This window comes from Rhodobium orientis (genome assembly GCF_003258835.1).
Taxonomy (GTDB): domain Bacteria; phylum Pseudomonadota; class Alphaproteobacteria; order Rhizobiales; family Rhodobiaceae; genus Rhodobium; species Rhodobium orientis.
Window position 1 is genome coordinate 1 of the sequence record NZ_NPEV01000045.1, and the last position, 20165, is coordinate 20165.

Annotated in this window: 16 protein-coding genes, 1 tRNA gene and 1 pseudogene; 9 read left to right on the forward strand and 9 right to left on the reverse strand. The window is 64.8% G+C overall.

The annotated features are described in order from the left end of the window. Positions 1 to 243: 243 nt before the first annotated feature. From CH339_RS17680 to galU, 3 genes are all read right to left on the reverse strand, one after another. Positions 244 to 1551 (reverse strand): nucleotide sugar dehydrogenase, encoded by a 1308-nt coding sequence (locus CH339_RS17680; protein ID WP_111435707.1) that lies wholly within the window; start codon positions 1549 to 1551, stop codon positions 244 to 246. After that, positions 1544 to 2557, reverse strand: a complete 1014-nt coding sequence (locus tag CH339_RS17685) for an NAD-dependent epimerase (RefSeq protein ID WP_111435708.1) — start codon at positions 2555 to 2557, stop codon at positions 1544 to 1546. Before CH339_RS17685 ends, CH339_RS17680 begins: the two co-directional genes overlap by 8 nt. A gap of 197 nt (positions 2558 to 2754) precedes the next feature. Beyond that, the gene (gene galU / locus CH339_RS17690; protein ID WP_111435709.1) at positions 2755 to 3642 is read right to left on the reverse strand and encodes a UTP--glucose-1-phosphate uridylyltransferase GalU; all 888 of its coding nucleotides are present in this window, start codon (positions 3640 to 3642) and stop codon (positions 2755 to 2757) included. 267 nt (positions 3643 to 3909) lie between these two features. On the opposite strand from galU, the gene galE reads away from it, so the two are divergent. The 5 genes from galE (at position 3910) to CH339_RS17715 (ending at position 9412) form a co-directional block, all read left to right on the forward strand. Continuing rightward, positions 3910 to 4899: a UDP-glucose 4-epimerase GalE gene (galE, locus tag CH339_RS17695; protein WP_111435710.1), complete on the forward strand. Its 990-nt coding sequence runs from the start codon at positions 3910 to 3912 to the stop codon at positions 4897 to 4899. Between the two features lie 102 nt (positions 4900 to 5001). Continuing rightward, entirely contained in the window at positions 5002 to 5820 is an 819-nt protein-coding gene (gene cysQ / locus CH339_RS17700) for a 3'(2'),5'-bisphosphate nucleotidase CysQ (protein WP_274609880.1), read from the forward strand. A 154-nt stretch (positions 5821 to 5974) separates the two neighbouring features. Then, a complete protein-coding gene (gene cysD, locus CH339_RS17705; protein WP_111435712.1) occupies positions 5975 to 6883 on the forward strand; it encodes a sulfate adenylyltransferase subunit CysD in 909 nt (302 codons plus the stop codon). Next, entirely contained in the window at positions 6883 to 8811 is a 1929-nt protein-coding gene (cysN, locus tag CH339_RS17710) for a sulfate adenylyltransferase subunit CysN (protein WP_244669028.1), read from the forward strand. Before cysD ends, cysN begins: the two co-directional genes overlap by 1 nt. Positions 8812 to 9001: 190 nt before the next feature. Beyond that, complete coding sequence (locus CH339_RS17715) at positions 9002 to 9412, forward strand: hypothetical protein (RefSeq protein ID WP_146610226.1); 411 nt, start codon at positions 9002 to 9004, stop codon at positions 9410 to 9412. 151 nt (positions 9413 to 9563) lie between these two features. On the opposite strand, the gene CH339_RS17720 is transcribed toward CH339_RS17715, so the two are convergent. Together CH339_RS17720 and CH339_RS17725 are read right to left on the reverse strand one after the other, a co-directional pair. Continuing rightward, the gene (locus CH339_RS17720) at positions 9564 to 10355 is read right to left on the reverse strand and encodes an ABC transporter permease (protein WP_111435714.1); all 792 of its coding nucleotides are present in this window, start codon (positions 10353 to 10355) and stop codon (positions 9564 to 9566) included. A 104-nt stretch (positions 10356 to 10459) separates the two neighbouring features. Further along, complete coding sequence (locus CH339_RS17725) at positions 10460 to 11257, reverse strand: sulfotransferase family 2 domain-containing protein (protein WP_111435715.1); 798 nt, start codon at positions 11255 to 11257, stop codon at positions 10460 to 10462. A gap of 255 nt (positions 11258 to 11512) precedes the next feature. On the opposite strand from CH339_RS17725, the gene CH339_RS17730 reads away from it, so the two are divergent. Further along, on the forward strand, positions 11513 to 13771 hold the full coding sequence (locus tag CH339_RS17730) for a glycosyltransferase family 2 protein (protein ID WP_146610227.1): 2259 nt from the start codon (positions 11513 to 11515) through the stop codon (positions 13769 to 13771). A gap of 6 nt (positions 13772 to 13777) precedes the next feature. Here CH339_RS17730 and rfbA read toward each other — a convergent pair whose 3' ends face one another. The 4 genes from rfbA to rfbC form a co-directional block, all read right to left on the reverse strand. After that, complete coding sequence (rfbA, locus tag CH339_RS17735; protein ID WP_111435717.1) at positions 13778 to 14650, reverse strand: glucose-1-phosphate thymidylyltransferase RfbA; 873 nt, start codon at positions 14648 to 14650, stop codon at positions 13778 to 13780. Positions 14651 to 14741: 91 nt separating this feature from the next. Then, positions 14742 to 15638 carry a dTDP-4-dehydrorhamnose reductase gene (gene rfbD, locus CH339_RS17740; RefSeq protein WP_111435718.1) on the reverse strand — a complete coding sequence of 299 codons (897 nt, stop codon included), beginning with the start codon at positions 15636 to 15638 and terminating at the stop codon, positions 14742 to 14744. 2 nt (positions 15639 to 15640) lie between these two features. Continuing rightward, positions 15641 to 16693: a dTDP-glucose 4,6-dehydratase gene (gene rfbB / locus CH339_RS17745; protein ID WP_111435719.1), complete on the reverse strand. Its 1053-nt coding sequence runs from the start codon at positions 16691 to 16693 to the stop codon at positions 15641 to 15643. Positions 16694 to 16702: 9 nt separating this feature from the next. Beyond that, entirely contained in the window at positions 16703 to 17269 is a 567-nt protein-coding gene (rfbC, locus tag CH339_RS17750; protein ID WP_111435720.1) for a dTDP-4-dehydrorhamnose 3,5-epimerase, read from the reverse strand. Between the two features lie 355 nt (positions 17270 to 17624). On the opposite strand from rfbC, the gene CH339_RS17755 reads away from it, so the two are divergent. The 3 genes and pseudogenes from CH339_RS17755 to CH339_RS25440 form a co-directional block, all read left to right on the forward strand. Beyond that, entirely contained in the window at positions 17625 to 18941 is a 1317-nt protein-coding gene (locus CH339_RS17755) for a UDP-glucose dehydrogenase family protein (protein WP_111435721.1), read from the forward strand. 154 nt (positions 18942 to 19095) lie between these two features. Further along, positions 19096 to 19171, forward strand: a tRNA-Lys gene (locus tag CH339_RS17760). A 351-nt stretch (positions 19172 to 19522) separates the two neighbouring features. After that, positions 19523 to 20158: pseudogene (locus CH339_RS25440) on the forward strand (calcium-binding protein); the annotation flags it as partial. Positions 20159 to 20165: the final 7 nt, after the last annotated feature.

A 20165-nucleotide genomic window follows, 5' to 3' on the forward strand; every position in this document is an offset into this window, starting at 1 on the left:
CGGAAGGTCTGCGAGCAGGTGCCGTGGTGGCGGTAAAAGGCCCCGACCGTGGCAAAGGCCGACGACCGGCCGGCCTTCACCTCCTCATATTCCCTGATCAGGAAACGCCACTTCTGAACATAGTTCCGTTCAATCGTCCGGTCATAGCTGTTGTCGCGCATGGGTCGCTCCTTTCCGCAATCCCATCAGCGAATATCTGAACTCGCACAGCAATGACGCTAAATCGTTGTATTCAGAGGCAGTCTACAGCCGCCAAAGCGTAACGCCCTCCGGCGTTGCCGCCCGGTCCAGCCGACCGGAAAGGTCGGCGACGAGGCCGCGGCCGTCCTTCAACAGCGGTGCGACGACGTCCCAGCCACCATTGGAAACGAAGTCCTGGTGGGCGACCGCGAGCACCACGGCGTCAGCCGGAGTGATGTCACCAAGCTCCTGAAGGCTAACCCCGTATTCGGCCTGCATTTCCCCCGGGTCGGCGTTGGGATCGGCGACCGCCACCTCGGCGCCGAACTCGGTGAGCTTTGCGACGAGATCGACAACCTTCGAATTTCGGATATCGCGAATATCGGGCTTGAAGGTGGCACCGAGGACGATCACCCGTGGCGGGCGCTCGCAGCCGAGGCGCACGCATTCGCGCACCACGGTCGTTGCCACGAACTCCGCCATGCCTTCATTGGTGCCCCGTCCGGCAAGGACGACCTGCGGCTGGTGTCCGACCTCCAGCGCCTTGTGGGTGAGGTAGTAGGGATCGATGCCGATGCAGTGGCCGCCGACGAGGCCGGGCCGGAACTTGAGGAAATTCCATTTGGTGCCGGCGGCGGCGAGCACGTCTCCCGTGTCGATGCCGAGCCGGTGGAACAGCATGGCGAGTTCGTTCATCAGCGCGATGTTGAGGTCGCGCTGGGTGTTCTCGATGACCTTGGCGGCCTCCGCGACGCGGATCGACGGCGCCCGGTGGATCGGCGCGGCAATCACCGAGCCGTAGAGTGCGGCGAGCCGGTCGCACGCTTCCGGCGAGCTGGCGGCGACCACCTTGGAAATGGTCTCGAAAGTGTGCTCCGCATCGCCCGGATTGATCCGCTCCGGCGAATAGCCGACGGCGAAGTCGCGCCCGAAGGAAAGCCCGGAGACGGCCTCCAGGATCGGCACCGCGACCTCTTCCGTCGCACCGGGATAGACGGTGGACTCGTAGACGACCATGGCGCCAGGCCGCAGCGCGCCGGCAACCGTCTCCGTCGCGCCCTTGAGGGCAGAAAGATCCGGTTGGCGCGCCGCATCGATCGGCGTCGGCACGGCGACGATGTGGATGTCGGCGCGGGAAAGGGCGGCCGCATCGTCGGTGAATTTCAGGCCCGAGGCGGCTAGCCGCGCATCCTCGATGGTCGCGGTGCGGTCGTGGCCGGCCGCGAGTTCGCCGATCCGATCTTTCTTTATGTCGAAGGCGACGACGTCGTGGCCACCCTCGGCAAGCGCAACGGCGACGGGCAGGCCCACATAGCCGAGGCCGACGACGGAGACCGTCTCGCGCGCGAACGGCCGGGGGTCGTCAGACATTGTAGTAGTTCCGGTACCAGGCAACGAAGGCGGCAACGCCCTCGGTGACCGGCGTCCCTGGCGCAAAGCCGGTGGCGGCTTCGAGGTCGGAGGTGTCGGCATAGGTGGCGGCGACGTCGCCCGGCTGCATCGGCAGGAAGTTCTTCTTTGCGGTCGTGCCGAGGGCGGCTTCCAGCGCCTCGATATAGTCCATCAACTCGACCGGCCGCGAATTGCCGATGTTGAAGACCCGGTGCGGCGCGCGCCCGCTCGTTGCCGGATCGGGGTGGGTGCCGTCCCAGCCGGGATCGGGCTTCGGCGTGACCGTGGCGACCCTCAGAATGCCCTCCACGATGTCGTCGATGAAGGTGAAGTCGCGCCGCATTTTGCCATGGTTGTAGATGTCGATCGGCTCGCCCGACAGGATCGCCTTGGTGAACTTGAAGAGCGCCATGTCCGGCCGGCCCCAGGGACCGTAGACGGTGAAGAACCGGAGCCCCGTTGCCGGGATCGCAAAAAGGTCGCCATAGGCATGCGCCATCAGTTCGTTGGCGCGCTTGGTGGCGGCGTAGAGCGAGACCGGATGGTCGGCGACGTGGTGTTCGGAAAACGGCATCGCCGTATTGAGGCCATAGACCGAGGAGCTGGATGCATAGACCAGGTGGTCGACCGCATGGTGCCGGCAGGCCTCCAGCACCGACAGGAAGCCGGTGAGGTTGGACTGCACATAGTCGAACGGGGCGTCCAGGCTGTGGCGGACGCCCGCCTGGGCGGCGAGGTTGATGACGATCTGGGGGCGGTGGGTCTCAAAGAGGCCCATCAATGCCGCCCGATCTTCCAGCGCCGTGCGCGAGAACGTGAAATTCGGCACCTCGCCAATCCGGGCGAGCCGCGCCTCCTTCAGGGTCGGGTCGTAGTAGGCATCGACCCGGTCGACGCCGACGACCTCGTGACCGTCCTGCAGCAGCCGCAGCGCGACGTGGTTGCCGATGAAGCCGGCAACGCCGGTGACGAGGTAACGGGTCATGGGACCGCTCCCGATCTGAAACGGGCGACCGCGGAAAATGAGGAAAACGAAAGCGGCGCGGAGCCTTCATAGAACCCCGCGCCGCCGATCACAAGAAAGGCCCGATCTTAAGCGGCCACGATCTTAAAGGGCATTGACGACCATCGTTTCCAAACGCCCGCAGCGTCTCGCGGTTGATGCCCGTTCGGAAAAATCCCTCAGCCGGTGCGATCCAGGATCGCTTGCAGTTCCGGGCGGAACTCCGGCGCAATGTCGCCGCGGGCGAGCGCATAGGCGACGTTCGCGGCCAGGAACCCGACCTTGGAACCGCAGTCGAAGGTGCGGCCGTCGAACTTCACGCCGGTGAAGGTCTGGGTCTTCATCAGCGCCAGCATGGAGTCGGTAAGCTGGATTTCGCCGCCGGCGCCGGTGTCCTGGCCCTCGATGAACTGGAAGATCTCCGGCTGCAGGATGTAGCGGCCTGTGATGATGAGGTTGGACGGCGCGGTTCCCGGCTTCGGCTTCTCCACCATGCCGGTGACCGGGAAAACCTTGTCGGAGCCGCCTTTGCCGACTTCGACGACGCCGTACTGGAAGGTCTGGTCCTCCGGCACCTCTTCGACGGCGATGACGTTGCCGCCGGTTTCGTTGAAGGCGTCGATCATCTGAGCCAGGCAGCCCTTCTCGGCCTGCACCAGAACGTCCGGCAGCAGCACGGCAAACGGCTCGTCGCCGATCATGTCCTTGGCGCACCAGATGGCGTGGCCGAGGCCGAGCGGCTCCTGCTGGCGGGTAAAGCTGGTGCGGCCGGCGCGCGGGCGGCAGGCCTCGACGATGTCGAGCGCTTCGGTCTTGCCGCGTTCGCGCAGCGTGTGTTCCAGCTCGAACGAGATGTCGAAATGGTCGGCGATGACGCTCTTGTTGCGGCCGGTAACGAAGATCAGATGCTCGATGCCGGCATCGATCGCTTCGTCGACGACGTATTGGATGATCGGGCGGTCGACGACCGTCAGCATTTCCTTGGGCATGGCCTTGGTCGCAGGCAGGAACCGCGTTCCGAGGCCGGCGACCGGAAACACCGCTTTGCGCAGCTTTTTGGTTGACATGTTCTTTACCGTGGTTGGTGAGTGTTCGGACTATCTTCGAGGAATGGGCTTTGTGCCCCGCTATTGCGCACGAACTATGACACTTTCTTAGACAATTTACCGGAAGATGCTCCACGAGCTCGGGAATTTGCCATAGCCGGCCGCGATAAAAACGCGGCTCTTGGCCGGAGGTTCCCGTACGCCCGGTCGGATACTGCCGATTGTCCATTGCAAGAGGCAGCACATCGACCGCGGAAAGGCAACAGGGTGTTTTCGGGAGTTCGGGTCATGACGGTTCTGGTGACGGGCGGTGCGGGGTATATCGGCAGCCACATGGTGCTGGCGCTCGTCGAGGCGGGCGAGGACGTGGTCGTTCTCGACAACCTCTCCACCGGTTTTCGTGAGGCGGTCGCGCCCGAGGCGGCCTTCTACCGAGGCGATATGGCTGATGAGGCGCTGGTGATGCGCATCGTCGCCCGGCACGACGTCTCTGCGATCATCCATTTCGCCGGCTCGATCGTCGTGCCGGAGTCCGTCGCCGATCCGCTCGGCTACTATCTCAACAACACGGTGAAGTCGCGCAGCCTGATGGCGAGCGCCGTTGCCGCCGGTGTGAAGAACTTCCTGTTTTCCTCGACCGCCGCCGTCTATGGCGATCCGGCCGAGGTGCCGGTAACCGAGAAGGCGCCGTTTGCGCCGATGTCGCCCTACGGCACGTCGAAGATGATGACGGAGATGATGCTCGCCGACGTCGCCGCCGCCCACGATTTCACCTACACGGCGCTGCGCTATTTCAACGTTGCCGGCGCCGATCCGGAGGGCCGCACCGGCCAGTCGACGGCCCGCGCCACCCATCTCATCAAGGTCGCCTGCGAGACCGCGCTCGGCAAGCGCAGCCATCTCGACGTTTACGGCACGGATTACCCGACGCCGGACGGCACCTGCGTGCGCGATTACATCCATGTGAGCGATCTCGCTAACGCCCATCTGCTGGCGCTGGGCGCCATGCGGAACGGGGAGGGCAGTGCGGTCTTCAACTGCGGCTACGGCAAGGGATTTTCGGTTCTGGAAGTGGTCGATGCGGTCAAGCGCGTTTCCGGCGCGGATTTCGCGGTCAAGCTGGCGCCGCGCCGTCCGGGCGACTCGCCGCAAATCGTCGCAGGCGCCGATCGGATCCGAAAAACCCTCGGCTGGGCGCCGAAATATGACGACCTCGACACCATCGTCGAGCACGCCTTCCGGTGGGAGCGGCACCTCGGACTCGCCAAGGCGAGCTGAAACGCTTTTCCCGGAATCGGCCCATCGGCAAAAAGCCGCTGACTTGCGCCCCCTGGCAGCATGCGCTACACGCCCCGTGACCAGAGACATAGGGGCCTTCTTTTGACTGAGGACGCGCTGATCGACGCGCTCGCCGGCATCGCTTTGGACGCCGGCGCGCTGATCATGGACATCTACCGCACGGACTTCGACGCCCGGGTGAAATCCGATAATTCGCCTGTTACCGAGGCCGACGAAAAGGCCGAGGCGCTGATCCTTGAGAGGCTCGCGAGCCTTCAGCCGGACATTCCGGTGATCGCCGAGGAATCCGTTGCCGCCGGCCGGATCCCGGAGCTGAAGGACCGCTTCTTCCTCGTCGATCCGCTCGACGGCACCAAGGAGTTCCTGAACCGCAACGGCGACTTCACCGTCAATATCGCCCTTGTGGAGAACGGAGTGCCGGTTCTCGGCGTCGTCTACGCCCCGGCGCGCAACCTGATCTTCACCGGCGGTCGCGAAAGCGGCGCCCGTATCGGCAGGGTCGAGGGCGACGGCCCGGTCGCCTATGCCCCGACCGCGGTGCGCCCGGCGCCGCAAGAGGGCATCGTCGCGGTCGCCAGCCGCTCGCACATGACCGACGAGACGAGGGAATTCGTCGACCGCTTCACGGTCACAGATCTGGTCTCTGCCGGCTCGTCATTGAAATTCTGCCGCGTGGCGAGCGGCGAGGCGGATCTCTATCCCCGGCTCGGCCGCACCATGGAATGGGATACGGCGGCAGGCGATGCAGTGCTGCGCGCGGCCGGCGGCAAGGTGACGACGGTCGACGGCACGCTCCTTACCTACGGCAAGCGCAACCAGGCCGACGACAGCGATTTCGCCAATCCCTGGTTCGTCGCCGCCGGCGGCTTCGACCCCTTCAAGGAGGCGGAGAGCGCCTGAGGATTTGCAGCTGCTCGCGTTGTCGGTCCCTGCGTCGCACAGCTGCGGCGAAAAGGTGACCAAAACGGCGGTTTTGCCGAACAAAGAACACAAAGAGCTTCGACAGAAGGCGCCGTAACGAGGCGTCTCGTCACTGAGGAAGGATTTATCAGCGGTGTCCGTATCACGCACCTCCCACCTGAAGCGGCTGGAAGCGGAGAGCATCCACATCATCCGCGAAGTCGCCGCCGAGTTCCGCAATCCGGTCATGCTCTATTCGATCGGCAAGGACTCCTCGGTGATGTTGCATCTGGCGATGAAGGCGTTCTATCCGTCCAGGCCGCCATTCCCGCTGATGCACGTGGACACGACCTGGAAGTTCCGCGAGATGATCAAGTTTCGCGACGACACGGTGAAACGGCTCGGCCTCGACCTGATCGTCCACACTAACCAGGAAGGCAAGGCCCAGAACATCAACCCGTTCGACCACGGCTCGGCCTACTACACCCACGTCATGAAGACCGAGGCGCTGAAGGAAGCGCTGACATTGCACGGCTTCGACGCGGCCTTCGGCGGCGCGCGGCGCGACGAGGAAAAGTCGCGGGCCAAGGAGCGGGTATTCTCGTTCCGCAACGCCAACCACGTCTGGGACCCGAAGAACCAGCGCCCGGAGCTGTGGAACATCTACAACGCCCGGATCGCCAAGGGCGAATCCATCCGGGTGTTTCCGTTGTCGAACTGGACCGAGCTCGACATCTGGCAGTACATCATGTCCGAAGAGATCCCGATCGTGCCGCTCTACTACGCCGCCGAGCGCCCGGTCGTGGAGCGCGACGGCATGCTGATCATGGTCGACGACGACCGCATGGAGCTGCGCCCCGACGAAAAGCCGGAGATGCGGCTCGTGCGGTTCCGCACCCTCGGTTGTTATCCGCTGACCGGCGCGATCGAGTCGCCGGCCGACGACCTGGCCGGGATCGTCAAGGAAATGCTGATCGCCCGCACCTCGGAGCGCCAGGGCCGGCTGATCGACCATGACGATTCCGCGTCGATGGAAAAGAAAAAGCGTGAAGGGTACTTTTGATGATGGACACGCCGAACACGTCGTCCAACGACGAAGCGCTGGAGCTCACCGGCGAGGCGTTCGAGGAGTATCTCCAGCGCCAGGAAAACAAGTCGCTCTTGAGGATCCTCACCTGCGGCAGCGTCGATGACGGCAAGTCGACCCTGATCGGCCGGCTGCTCTACGACACCAAGCTGATCTTCGAGGACCAGCTCGCCGCGCTGGAGCGCGACAGCAAGCGCCACGGCACCGTCGGCGAGGACATCGATTTCGCGCTGCTGGTCGACGGCCTTGAGGCCGAACGCGAGCAGGGCATCACCATCGACGTCGCCTACCGGTTCTTCACCACCGACCGGCGCAAGTTCATCGTCGCCGACACGCCCGGCCACGAGCAGTACACCCGCAACATGGCGACCGGCGCCTCGAACTCCGACGTCGCGGTGCTGCTGGTCGATGCCCGCAACGGCATCGCCACCCAGACCCGCCGCCACGCCTTCATCGTCTCGCTGCTCGGCATCCGCCATGTGGTGCTGGCCGTCAACAAGATCGACCTCGTCAATTTCGACGAAGCCGTCTTCAAGAAGATCTGCAAGGATTTCCGGGCGTTCGCCGATTCCTTCGATTTCGACAGCATCGTCGAAATCCCGATTTCCGCGCGCTTCGGCGACAATGTGATGACCCGCAGCGAGCGCACGCCCTGGTACACCGGCTCCGCGCTGCTCGACCATCTGGAATCCGTCGAGGTCGAGAACGATCTGGCGGCCTCGCCGTTCCGCATGTTCGTCCAGTGGGTCAACCGGCCGAACCTCGATTTCCGCGGCTTTTCCGGCACCATCGCCTCCGGCCGCATCCGGCCCGGCGACGAGGTCGTCGCGGCGCTGTCCGGCCGCAAGTCGCGGGTCAAGCGGCTGGTCACCATGGACGGCGACCTGATCGAGGCGGGCCCTGGCGACGCGATCACCGTCGAGCTTGAGGACGAGATCGATATCTCCCGTGGCGAGATGCTCGCCGGCGCGGATGCCCGGCCGGACGTTTCCGACCAGTTCGCCGCCCACCTCATCTGGATGTCGGACGCGCCGCTCTATCCGGGCCGCCCCTATCTCATCAAGCAGGGGACGCGCACCGTCACGGCGACGATCACCGACATCAAGCACAAGATCGACGTCAACAATTTCGATCACCTGGCGGCCAAGACCCTCGACCTCAACGAGATCGCCTTCGCCAACCTGTCCCTGTCCGAGCCGATCGCGTTCGATCCTTACGAGGTCAACCGCGATACCGGCTCCTTCGTGCTGATCGACCGGCTGACCAATGCCACGGTCGCCGCCGGCCTCGTCTGGTTCGGCCTGCGCCGGGCCACCAACATCCACTGGCAGGCGCTCGATCTCGACAAGAGCGCAAGGGGCATCCACAAGGGCCAGAAGCCGACCATCCTCTGGTTCACCGGGCTTTCCGGCTCCGGCAAGTCGACGATCGCCAACATGGTGGAGAAGCGGCTGCATGCGATGGGCCGGCACACCTACGTGCTCGACGGCGACAACGTCCGCCACGGCCTCAACCGCGACCTCGGCTTCACCGATGCCGACCGGGTGGAGAACATCCGACGCGTCGCCGAGGTGGCCAAGCTGTTCGTCGATGCGGGTGAGATCGTGCTCGTCTCCTTCATCTCGCCGTTCCGGTCCGAGCGCCGGATGGCGCGCGACATCGTCGAGGAGGGCGAGTTCATCGAGGTCTATGTGGACACGCCCATCGAGGTCTGCCGCGAGCGCGACCCGAAGGGCCTCTACAAGAAGGCCGACGAGGGCAAGATCAAGAACTTCACCGGCATCGACTCGCCCTACGAGCCGCCGGAGACGGCCGAACTGCACCTCGACACCACCAAGGCCGATCCGGCCGAACTGGCCGAGGTCATCATCGCCGAACTGAAGGCGCGCGGCGTGCTCCTGTAGCACCCGTCGCCACCTGCGAACCCGCTTCGGAAGGCGGTGCGGAGAGATCCGTGCCGCCTTCTTCGTTGTCGCAGACACGGCGGAAAGAACCGCCCGATGGTGACGGGCATCACAACGAGCGCGCCTGCCATCGCCTATTCCTTGACCATCGAAACCGCCGGGACACGGCGACACAAAGGGGTTAGGGACCATGCGCACGTTCGGGAAAATCGTCACTGCGTTCGTTTTCGCCACAGCAGCAATCGGCGCCACCGCGCCGGCAAGCGCCGCCATGGGCAGCCTCGGCAGTGCGGTCAAAACCGCGGCCGCTGCCGGAGAGACGGAAACGCTGACGACGAAGGTCGGCTACTGGCGCAAGCACCGGCGTTTGCGCCGCGAACGCGGGGCGCGCCGCTACACCTTTGCGCGCCGCTACCGGACCGCCCGGCGCCACCGGCACTTCGGCCGCCATCACGAAGGCCGCCGCTTCCGCCAGGCCCGCCGCTCCCGGGATCATCGGTATCACAATGGCCCGCGCTACAAGCGTCATCGGACCGGCACGGCCGCGAACACGGCCCTGGTCACGAAGTACTACACCTACATCGATCGCTACGCCGACTGAGCCGGACCACGGACAGGACATCGACGGCGCGTCCGCGGAACATGCGGGCGCGTCGCTTTGCGTTCGACCGAAGGACGGCTTTTTTCCGTGCCGCTGCGAGCAACCGGACTTCGATGCGGGCTCCCGCGGTCCCGGGCAAGGCCCGCCCGCGCTACATCCGCGTCAGCACCTGCGGCCGCATCGTTCGCTCCAGCGCCAGCGCGATGAACAGCGCCGAGATGGTGAAGCCGTTGAGATAATAAAGGTCCAGGAAATCGCTGTTGAATTCGGCGAAATATCCCTGCCGCGTCCACTCGGTGATGTGAAGGATCGGATTGTAGTAAAGAATATTCTGGATCGACCGCGGCAACGATTCCGCGATGAAGAAGATACCAGAGATGAAGAACATTGGCCGGCTCGTCATCTTGAAGATCTTGACCCAGGATTTGAACACCGACCCGATGCAGACATTGAAGACGCCGATGGAAAAGCCGATCAGCGCGGCATAGATGAACGGTACGATCGTCATGATGAAGCTGTCCGGCAGGCCACCGCCGAACGCCACATGGTAGGAGACGAAGATCACCGACATGACAACCACCATCGTGGTGGTTTCAAGGACAGCCGATGCGACATAGGAATCGATCGGCTTGACGATCGGGAAGAACAGCAGGTTGCGATTGCCCTTGGCCGATCGGTTGATCGCACCTGTGACAGACTTGTAGGCCGAATAGGGCAGCATGCCGCTGGCAAAGAACAGGATGTAGCTTTCGCCAAGCGCCGGCTCGCGACCTTTCAGGCCGGTGGAAAACAGGAGAGCCAGCGCCGCGATCATGCCGACCGGCTCCATCACCGCCCACAGGAAGCCGAGGGACTGGTCGCTGAACCGGGTGCGCATGTCGCGCAGCATCAGCGACCATACGTTCCTGAGAAAAATCTGAAACGGTGAACCGAGCGTCTGCATGGTCGAGCCGCACGCCTTGAATGGAGAATAGGGATACCTAGTTCCCTATGTACGGTTTTCGGCATCTCGATGGCAAGGCGGTCGCCGCCTGACCGGCAAGGACCTTAGCTGTCGCCGCTGCCGGGATCGAACCACCGCGCCGCCGCATGAAGCGCCAGGTCGTCGCGGTTGTTGGCAATGAGGGTCTTCAGCGTTTCGGCCGAAAGGTCGAGCGCGGCCCCCGGCCGGTTGTGGGAGACGTTGCGCCGCCGCCGCACCGGACGGGAAAACCGCGCCGCCCTGGTATCGCATCCCTGCCGTTCGGCGAGCGCCTTGAAGAGGCCGGGAAAATCCTCGTCGATCCGGTCGGTGGTGGTGACGAAGGCAAGGCGTTCCAAAATGGCGAGCGCCGCCTGGAGCATGCTGCCGCCGGTCTGGCGGCTTTGCCGGCCGGTCAGTCCGGCGATTCGCCGCGTCATGTAGTTGCGGGTGTAGGCCGTCAGGCGACGGTCGCTTGCGGCGACGAACGCACCGAAGGAGTTCTCCTGGCAGAATTGGCAGCGGAAAAGATGGGCCGGCTTTCCCCGCGTCCGGTCGCCGGGACCGCGATCCTCCGCCAGCCTGGCGCCCTCGCGGCGGAAGTGGAAATATTGCGAGATCATGCGGTCGACCGGATCGCGCAGCACGGTGAAGACAGGTGCGCCCGCAAACCATTCGGCGATCTGGTCGGAGCGCATGTGCCCGGCGACGACGGCCGCCTTGTTGACCGGCGCATCCGGATCGGCAAGCTCGGCCCGCAGCCGCTCAAGGTTCTTGGCGTGATAGAGCCGCTCCATGCCGACGATCCGTCCCATCGCGTCGATGATGCTGGTGCCGCCGCATTTGAAGAGGTGAAGAAAGACGATCGGCGGCGTTGTCCGCATGGGGGTCCATTTGCCTTCAAGAGCCCGGGGCCGTTGGCCGTAGCGCCTTTTTTCGGCACTGCGGCGGGTGGCGAGCGCCGGCGCGTTTTAGCCGATGGGGTTCCGGTTCGGCAAGGCCTGCCGCGCCGGCGCTCCGTTGGCCAACGGGGATGGACAGGTCGGGCGGAACCCTTATGATCGCGCGCGCTTTCGGCGCCGGACCTGTGTCCCGGCGATCCTTCACATATCCAACAAGGCGACGGATCCCGCGTGACGATGACGACAGACACTGCCGGCGAGGACGCCGCGACCGGCTGGTCGGTCGGTGGCCGGCTGACGCTGCTCGAGATGACGGGGCGCCACGGCGCCCGCTTCCGGGCGGCCGGGCCTGAGGCCGCGATCCGCATCGACTTCGATCCGCCGTGGCGTGGCGGCTGGTGCACCATCGAGATCGACATGTGGTGCGATTCCTTCGCCAAGCCGCGGGCGCTGCCGGATTTCGGCGAGGGCATCGACGACGCCAAGGCGATCCCCTTCAAGCGCCTGCCGACCGGCGTCTACCGCGCCTTCGTCCGGCTGCCCGGCAAATTGCACGGCCTCGTCCTCAGGCCCGCCCAGGTGCCGATGACTTTCGAGATCTCCGACATGCGCATCGACCGCGTCGGCATTGTCGATCTCCTCGGCGTCGCCTGGCGCCATGCGCGGTTCAACTGGAACAAGGGGCCAAAGGCGTTCGTCAAATTCCTCGGCGAGGTTGTCGGCATCGTCGCCCTGCCGAAGCGTTTCAGCGCCTTTCGTGATGCCGAGGCGGGAAGCGGGGGCAAGGACGACCGGCAACTGCGCTATGATGCGTGGTGCGCAAAGCGCGATTTCGACCGGGCCCGCGACGGCGCGGCCTTGCAGGCGCGGATCGATGCCCTGCCGGAAAAGCCGGTCGTCTCCGTCATCATGCCGGTCTGCGACCCCGAGGTCGCCTGGCTCGATGCCGCGATCCAGTCCGTCGTCGACCAGGTCTATGCCGACTGGGAACTCTGCATCGCCGACGATGCATCCACCAAGCCCGACGTCATCGCCGCCCTGAACCGCTGGCAGGCGGCTGACGCTCGCATCAAAGTCGTATTCCGGGAGGAGAGGGGGCACATCTCACGCGCCTCCAACAGCGCCCTGGAGCTTGCCACTGGCACCTATCTCACCTGCCTCGACCATGACGACACCCTGGCGCCGCACGCGCTCGCCGAGACGGTCCTCGCCTTTGCCGCCGACGAGGCCCGCCGCATCGTCTATTCCGACGAGGACAAGATCGACGAGGCCGGACGACGTTTCGAACCGCACTTCAAGCCGGACTGGTCGCCGGACCTCTTCCACAGCCTCAACTACCTGAACCACCTGACCGTCTATCGCCGCGCCGATGTCGTTGCCGCCGGCGGCTGGCGCATCGGCGTGGAAGGCAGCCAGGACTACGATCTCCTCTGCCGGGTCATCGAGACGCTCCCCGACGGCGCCGTCCACCACCTGCCTCTCGTGCTCTATCACTGGCGCGCCATCGAGGGCTCTACGGCGCTGGCGACGGGCGAGAAGACCTACGCTGTCGTCGCCGGCCTCAAGGTGCTCCAGGAGCACGCCGAGCGTGCCGGCATTCCCGCAGACGTGGAGCCGCTGCCGGACTATCCGTTCTACCGCTTCTGCTACCGGCTGCCGGAAAATCCGCCGCTCGTCTCCATCGTCATTCCGACCCGCAACGGGCTGGAGCATGTCCGCCGCTGCATCGGCTCGATCCGCGAGCGCACCGACTACCCGAATTACGAGATCATCCTCATCGACAACCAGTCGGACGACGCCGAGGCGCTCGCCTATTTCGCCGAGCTGGACCGCTCCGCGGATGTGCGCGTGCTGCCGCACCCGCACCCGTTCAATTTCTCCGCGATCAACAATCGCGGGGTCGCGGAGGCGAGGGGCGAGATGATCGCGCTCCTCAACAACGACATGGAGATCCTCAACGAGGACTGGCTGTCGGAGATGGTCGGCCATGCGCTGAGACCCGAAATCGGCTGCGTCGGCGCCAAGCTCCACTATCCGGACGGCCGCATCCAGCATGGCGGCGTCATCATCGGCATCGGCGGCATGGCCGGCCATTCCCACCTGTACATGCCCGGCGAGCGCGCCGGCTATTATGGCCGGCTGGTGGTGGCCCAGAACCTCTCCGCCGTCACCGGCGCGGCGATGGTGATGAGGAAGGAGATCTTCGAGCAGGTCGGCGGCTTTGAGGAGGCGCACCTCGGCGTTGCCCTCAACGACGTCGACCTCTGCCTGAAGATCCGCAAGGCCGGCTACCGCATCGTCTGGACGCCGTTCGCGCGCATGATCCACTACGAGTCGGTGAGCCGCGGCCTCGACAAGGACGACCCGGAAAAGCGCGCCCGCCACGAGCGCGAGAAGGCCTACATGCGCTCCGTCTGGGGCGAGACGCTGAACCGCGACCCCTACTACTCGCCGCATCTGGAACTGCAGAGCGCCGATTTTTTGCCACTTGCCTGAGAGGGATCAGGCGAAGGCGTCGTCCAGCAACCCGGCGAGATAGTCGCCATAGGAGTTGTTGTAGGCTTTTGCGAGTTTGCGGACCTGGTCGTCGTCGATGTGGCCGAGGCGCCAGGAGATTTCTTCCGGGCAGGCGATTTTAAAACCCTGGCGCTCCTCGATGGTCTGTACGAAGTGGGCGGCCTGCAGGAGGCTGTCGACGGTGCCGGTGTCGAGCCAGGCGGTGCCGCGCTGCAGCTTGAAGACGCGCAGGTCGCCGCGATTGAGATAGGCCTCGATGATGGAGGTGATTTCGAGCTCGCCCCGGGCCGATGGCGTCACGGTCCTGGCGATCTCGGTCACCCGGCTGTCGAAGAAGTAGAGGCCGGTGACGGCGAGGTTGCTCTTCGGCTTGTCGGGCTTTTCCTCGATGGAAAGGGCACGTCCGTCCTCGGCCATTTCCACGATGCCGAAGGATTTCGGGTTGCGGACGGGATAGGCGAACACCGCAGCGCCCTGCTCGATCCCGGCCGCACGTTGCAGGAGTTCGGTGAAGCCGGCGCTGTAGAAGATGTTGTCGCCGAGGGCCAGCGCGCAGGCGGAGCCGGCGATGAAGTCGGCGCCGATGAGGAAGGCCTCGGCAAGGCCGCGCGGCTCGTCCTGTTCGGCATAGGAGAGCGCAATGCCCCAGTCCGAGCCGTCGCCGAGGAGGTCCTTGTAGAGCGGCAGGGCCTCGGGTGTGGAGATGATCAGGATCTCCCGGATGCCGGCCAGCATCAGCGTCGACAGCGGATAGTAGATCATCGGCTTGTCGTAGATCGGCAGGAGCTGCTTGCTGACCGCCTTGGTGACCGGATGGAGGCGCGTGCCGCGGCCGCCGGCGAGGATGATGCCCTTCATGGTGTTCCCTGTTTCTTTTGTCACCGGCGCGTTCGCCGCCTCGTTTTCCGGTTTCGGTCTTTAAATCTCTTGGCGTGCGGTCGCCAATCGCTCAGGTCTTTTCCGCAACGATCCGCCCGACGCAGTCGCGCACGCCGACCCACCAGTCGGGCAGGTCGATGCCGAAGGTCGCTTTCAGCTTGCCGCAGTCGAGCCGCGAGTTGAGCGGGCGCACGGCTGGCGTCGGATAGTCCGCCGTCGGGATCGGATCGGCCGCGGCCGTCGGCCCGCCGAGGGCCGCGGAGGCGGCAAAGGCTTCCCTGGCGAGCCCGCGCCAGGTCGTCTCGCCGGCATTGGCGGCATGGAAGACGCCCTGATAGCGCTGCTGCCAGCCGGTCTCGGCGATTCTTTCCGCGATGGTCAGGATGGCGTCGGCCAGATCGAGGGCGTAGGTCGGTGAGCCCCGCTGATCGTCGACGATCTTGAGCCGGTCGCGGGTTTCGGCCAGCGTCAGCATGGTCCTGACAAAATTGCGGCCGAACGGGCTGAACACCCAGGCAGTGCGGAGAATGACGTGCCGGTCGGTGGCCTTAGCCACGGCCTCCTCGCCTGCGAGCTTGGCGCGGCCATAGACGCCGAGCGGGCGCGGGCTGTCGGTCTCCACGTACGGACCGGTCTTGGCGCCGTCATAGACATAATCGGTCGAGATGTGGATGACCGGAACGCCGAGCTTCGCGGCCGCGCTGGCGACCCGTCCGGCGCCTTCGGCGTTGACGGCAAAGGCCGCGTCTTCCTCGTCTTCCGCCTTGTCGACGGCAGTGTAGGCCGCGGCGTTGACGACGACGGTCGGGGCGAAGGCGGCGGCCTGGTGAGGCAGGGTGTCCATCGTCGCGATATCGACCTCCGGCCGGCCGACGCACAAGGCCGGGATCTCCCGCGCCTCGGCACGCTCCAGGAGCGCTGTCGCGACCTGGCCGGACTTGCCGATAACGAGGACTCGCGCCCCCATCCTCAGTCCCCGTCCTTCAACAGGCCCTTGCGGCTTGCCGCGTGGTGCCGGAGCGGCTCCCACCAGGCGGGGTGTTCGAGGTACCAGAGAACGGTCTTTTCGATGCCGCTCTCAAAATCCTCCATCGCCCGCCAGCCGAGCTCCGTTTCGATCTTCGTCGCATCGATCGCATAGCGCCGGTCGTGGCCGGGCCGGTCCTTGACGAACTGGATGAGGTCGCGCCGCGACGTGCCGGCCGGTTTGTGCTTGTCGAGGAGGTCGCAGATGGTCTCGACGACCTGAAGGTTGGTGCGCTCGTTGCGCCCGCCCACATTGTATTTCTCGCCAGGAACGCCCGTCTCCGCGATCAGCTTCAGGGCGCTCGCGTGATCGTCGACGAACAGCCAGTCGCGCACATTCGCCCCGTCGCCATAGACGGGCAGGGCAACGCCCTCGATCCCGTTGAGGATCATCAGTGGGATCAGCTTTTCCGGAAGCTGGCAGGGGCCGTAATTGTTCGAGCAGTTGGAGATGATCACCGGCAGGCCGTAGGTGCGGTGCCAGGCGATCGCCAGATGATCGCTCGCGGCCTTCGAGGCAGAATAGGGCGAACTCGGGTCGTAAGGCGTCTTTTCGGTGAAGAAGCCGGTGGCCCCGAGCGAGCCATAGACCTCGTCAGTCGAGACATGGACGAACCGGAAGGCGTCGCGGGTGCTGGCCGGCGCGGCCTCGAAGTAGGCCCGCGCGGCCTCCAGCATCGTCATGGTGCCGACCACATTGGTGTCGATGAAGACGCCGGAACCGGTAATCGACCGGTCCACATGGCTTTCCGCGGCAAGGTGGATGACGATGTCGGGCTGCGCCTCGGCGAAGACTACGTCCATCGCCGCCCGGTCGCAGATATCGGCCTTGACGAAGCTGTAGTTCGCCCGGTCGGCGACCTTGGCCAGCGACCCGATATTGGCCGCATAGGTCAGCTTGTCGACGTTGACGACGGTGTGGTGCCGCTCCGCGACCAGGAGCCGGCAGACCGCCGATCCGATGAAGCCGGCACCGCCGGTGACGAGGTAACGCATGGTTCGTCCTCAGGCGCCGTAGGAAAAATAGTCGGGCAGGTCGGCAAGCAGCGGATGCGTCCGGTCCTTGGCCGAAAGGATCGCCGCATCAAGGTCCACCGGCCAGTCGATGGCAAGGGCCGGATCGTCGAACGCCAGCCCCTTGTCGCACTCCGGTGAGTAGTAGTCGTCGACCTTGTAGAGAACCTCGGTGTTCTCGGCGAGCGTGCAGAAGCCGTGGGCAAAGCCCGGCGGCACCCAGAGCTGGCGCCAGTTCTCCGCCGACAGCTCAATGGCGTCATGCCGGCCATAGGTCGGCGAGCCCTTACGGATGTCGACGATCACGTCGAGGATCGCACCCGCAACCACGCGCACCAGCTTTCCCTGCGCATGCGGCGGCACCTGGAAGTGCATCCCCCGGATGACGCCCTTCTCGCCCGACAGCGAATGGTTGTCCTGAACGAACGGACCCGAAATGCCGATCTCCGCCCAGTCCCGCGCGTTGAAAACCTCGGAGAAAAACCCCCGCGCGTCGCCGAACTTCTTCGGCTCGATCAGGAGAGCGCCGTCAAGGGCAAGCGGGGTCGCGGCGGGCATAGGAACTCCGGGGTCGGGCCGGCGCTGCGGTCCAGTGAAAGGTAAGCGCCGCGGGTGTCGCCGCAATCCCTACTGCGAAGGGTGCGCCGCGATCAAGTGGACTGTTCCCGCAAGGCTCGATTTGCCGCCCGTTCGCGCAGGCCGAAAGATCCGTTTTCCGGTTTCATAGCGGGCACGGCGATCCCGCTATGCGATGCGGCAAATGGCTTGTTAATCCCGTTTTGTATCTTCGGTTCAATTCGCCCGGCGGGGCCTGTAAAAAGCGGGGACTGTAAAACTCGCGTCAAATAAATCGGAAATTTTACCGAGTCTTTCGGCGCCCCCTGGAGGCGCATTCAAACAGACGGCGGCTGTCATGAAAATCACGATGATCGGAACCGGCTATGTCGGTCTCGTCTCCGGAGCCTGTTTCTCCGAATTCGGCTTCGACGTCACCTGTGTCGACGTCGACGCGGCCAAGATTGCACGGTTGGAAAAGGGCGAGATCCCCATCTACGAGCCCGGCCTCGACGACCTCGTCGCCCGCGGCGTTTCCGCCGGCAGGCTCGACTTCACGACGAACCTTGAGGACTCGGTCCAGAACGCCGACGTCGTCTTCATTGCCGTCGGCACCCCGTCGCGCCGCGGCGACGGCGAGGCGGACCTGCGCTATGTGCACGCCGCCGCGCGGCAGATCGCCAACGCCATGCGGCCGGGCACGGTCATCGCCATCAAGTCGACCGTCGTCGTCGGCACCTGCCGCGAGGTCCAGAGGATCGTCGCCGAGGAGCGGCCGGGCGTCGACTTTTCCATCGCCTCCAACCCGGAATTCCTGCGCGAGGGCTCGGCCGTCGAGGACTTCATGCGGCCCGACCGGGTGATCTGCGGCGTTGCCGATGAGCGCGGCGAGGAGACGATGCGCCGGCTCTACCGGCCGCTGAACCTGCGCGAGACGCCGATGGTCATCACCACGCTGGAAAACGCTGAGCTGGCGAAGTACGCGGCCAACGCGTTCCTTGCCATGAAGGTCACCTTCATCAACGAGGTCGCCAATCTGTGCGAGGCCGTCGGCGGCGACGTTCAGGTAATCGCCTCGGCCATCGGCCTCGACAAGCGCATCGGCAACAAGTTCCTCCATGCCGGGCCCGGCTTCGGCGGCTCGTGCTTCCCCAAGGACACCCGCGCCTATGCGGCGACGGGGCGTAAATACGGCCGGCCGCAGCAGCTCATCGAGGCCACCATCGAGGTCAATGAGAGCCGCAAGATCGACATGGCCGAGCGCATCCTCTCCGCCCTCGGGCCCGATCCTGCCGGCAAGACCGTCGCCGTCCTCGGCATCGCCTTCAAGCCGAACACCGACGACGTGCGCGAGGCACCGAGCCTCGTCATCGTCCAGACCCTGGAAGGGGCGGGGGTGACCGTCCGCGCCCACGACCCGGAGGCGATGGGCCCGGCCAAGGAGCTGCTGCCGAACGTCACCTGGTGCGACGCGCCCTACGAGACAGCCGAAGGCGCCGACGCCCTCGTCATGCTGACGGAATGGAACGCGTTTCGCGCCCTCGACCTGAAGCGCATGCGCGGCCTGATGCGCGGCGATGCGCTCGTCGACCTTCGCAACGTCTATCCGGCCGAGGACGCCAGGGACGCAGGCCTGCGCTACTTCCCGCTCGGCAAGGCCGCGCCCTCCGCCTGACGGGTGCCGGCCTGGCCGCGTGCTGGCCAAAGTGGAGCTCCCGGGCTCCGGTTGCGCCGCGGCCGGAGCCGTGCCATATGCATGCCTTGACACCGCCTGCCGTTGCCGGTAGGCGGACGTCTCTTTCCGAAGCGGCCTCCGGCCCACCGGATGAGAGCCCGTAGCTCAGCTGGTAGAGCAACTGACTTTTAATCAGTAGGTCCACGGTTCGAACCCGTGCGGGCTCACCAATTTCCGATAAAAAGCAACCGCAGCGTGAACCTTCCGTGACGGGTAGTTTTGCCGAGAGGCGTTGTGCCGCGCCTTTCGATACCGGCGGGCGGAGTTTTCCATCCGTGCGACCCGCCGCCAAAATGCTCTCGCCCTAAAATCCAATCAAAATCCTTTAAAAACAATATAATAGAAGGAGTCGTCGTGCCTGCGATGATCATCCGATCGCGACTTTTTACGAAGCCGCGGTCGGCGCCGCGCTCTTCGGCAGGTCAACCGCAGATTTTAGGGGGTTGGCGGTCCGTTCTGTCCGTCGGAATGTATACAGCGAATCCCGGCACCTGTTCCTACAACCTGGCGGAGACGGCATGATGGCAATCACAGGCACCAATGGCGCTGATACCCTCAACGGCACGGACACCTCCGAAGTTATCTCAGGCCTCGGCGGCGGCGATAGGATCAATGCGAGAGGGGGCGCCGATACGGTTTCGGGCGGTGACGGACATGACACCATTTACGGAGGAGACGGTGCCGACAGCCTGAACGGTGGCAACGGCAGGGATTCCATCTCCGGCGGCAATGGCAACGATTTCATCAATGGCAGCACCGGGTCGGATTCCCTCTACGGAGGCGAAGGAAGAGACACGATCTGGGGTGGCGACCAAGGCGACTATATCGACGGCGGCGGTTGGTCCGATTCCCTCCTCGGTGGCCAGGGCAACGACACCATTTATGGCGGTGATGGAGCCGACACACTCGCCGGCGGTGATCAGAATGACGAACTGCACGGCGGCAATGGCAATGACAACGTGATCGGAGGAAACGGCAACGATTTCGTAGCCGGCGGGGAGGGTCACGACACGGTGACCGGAAGTACCGGCAATGACTCCGTCTACGGCAACAACGGCAACGACAACCTTCAGGGCGGCGATGGCGATGACGTCGTTCTCGGCGGCAATGGCGACGATGTCGTGGTCGGAAACGGGGACGATGACTACGTCCAAGGCAACGCCG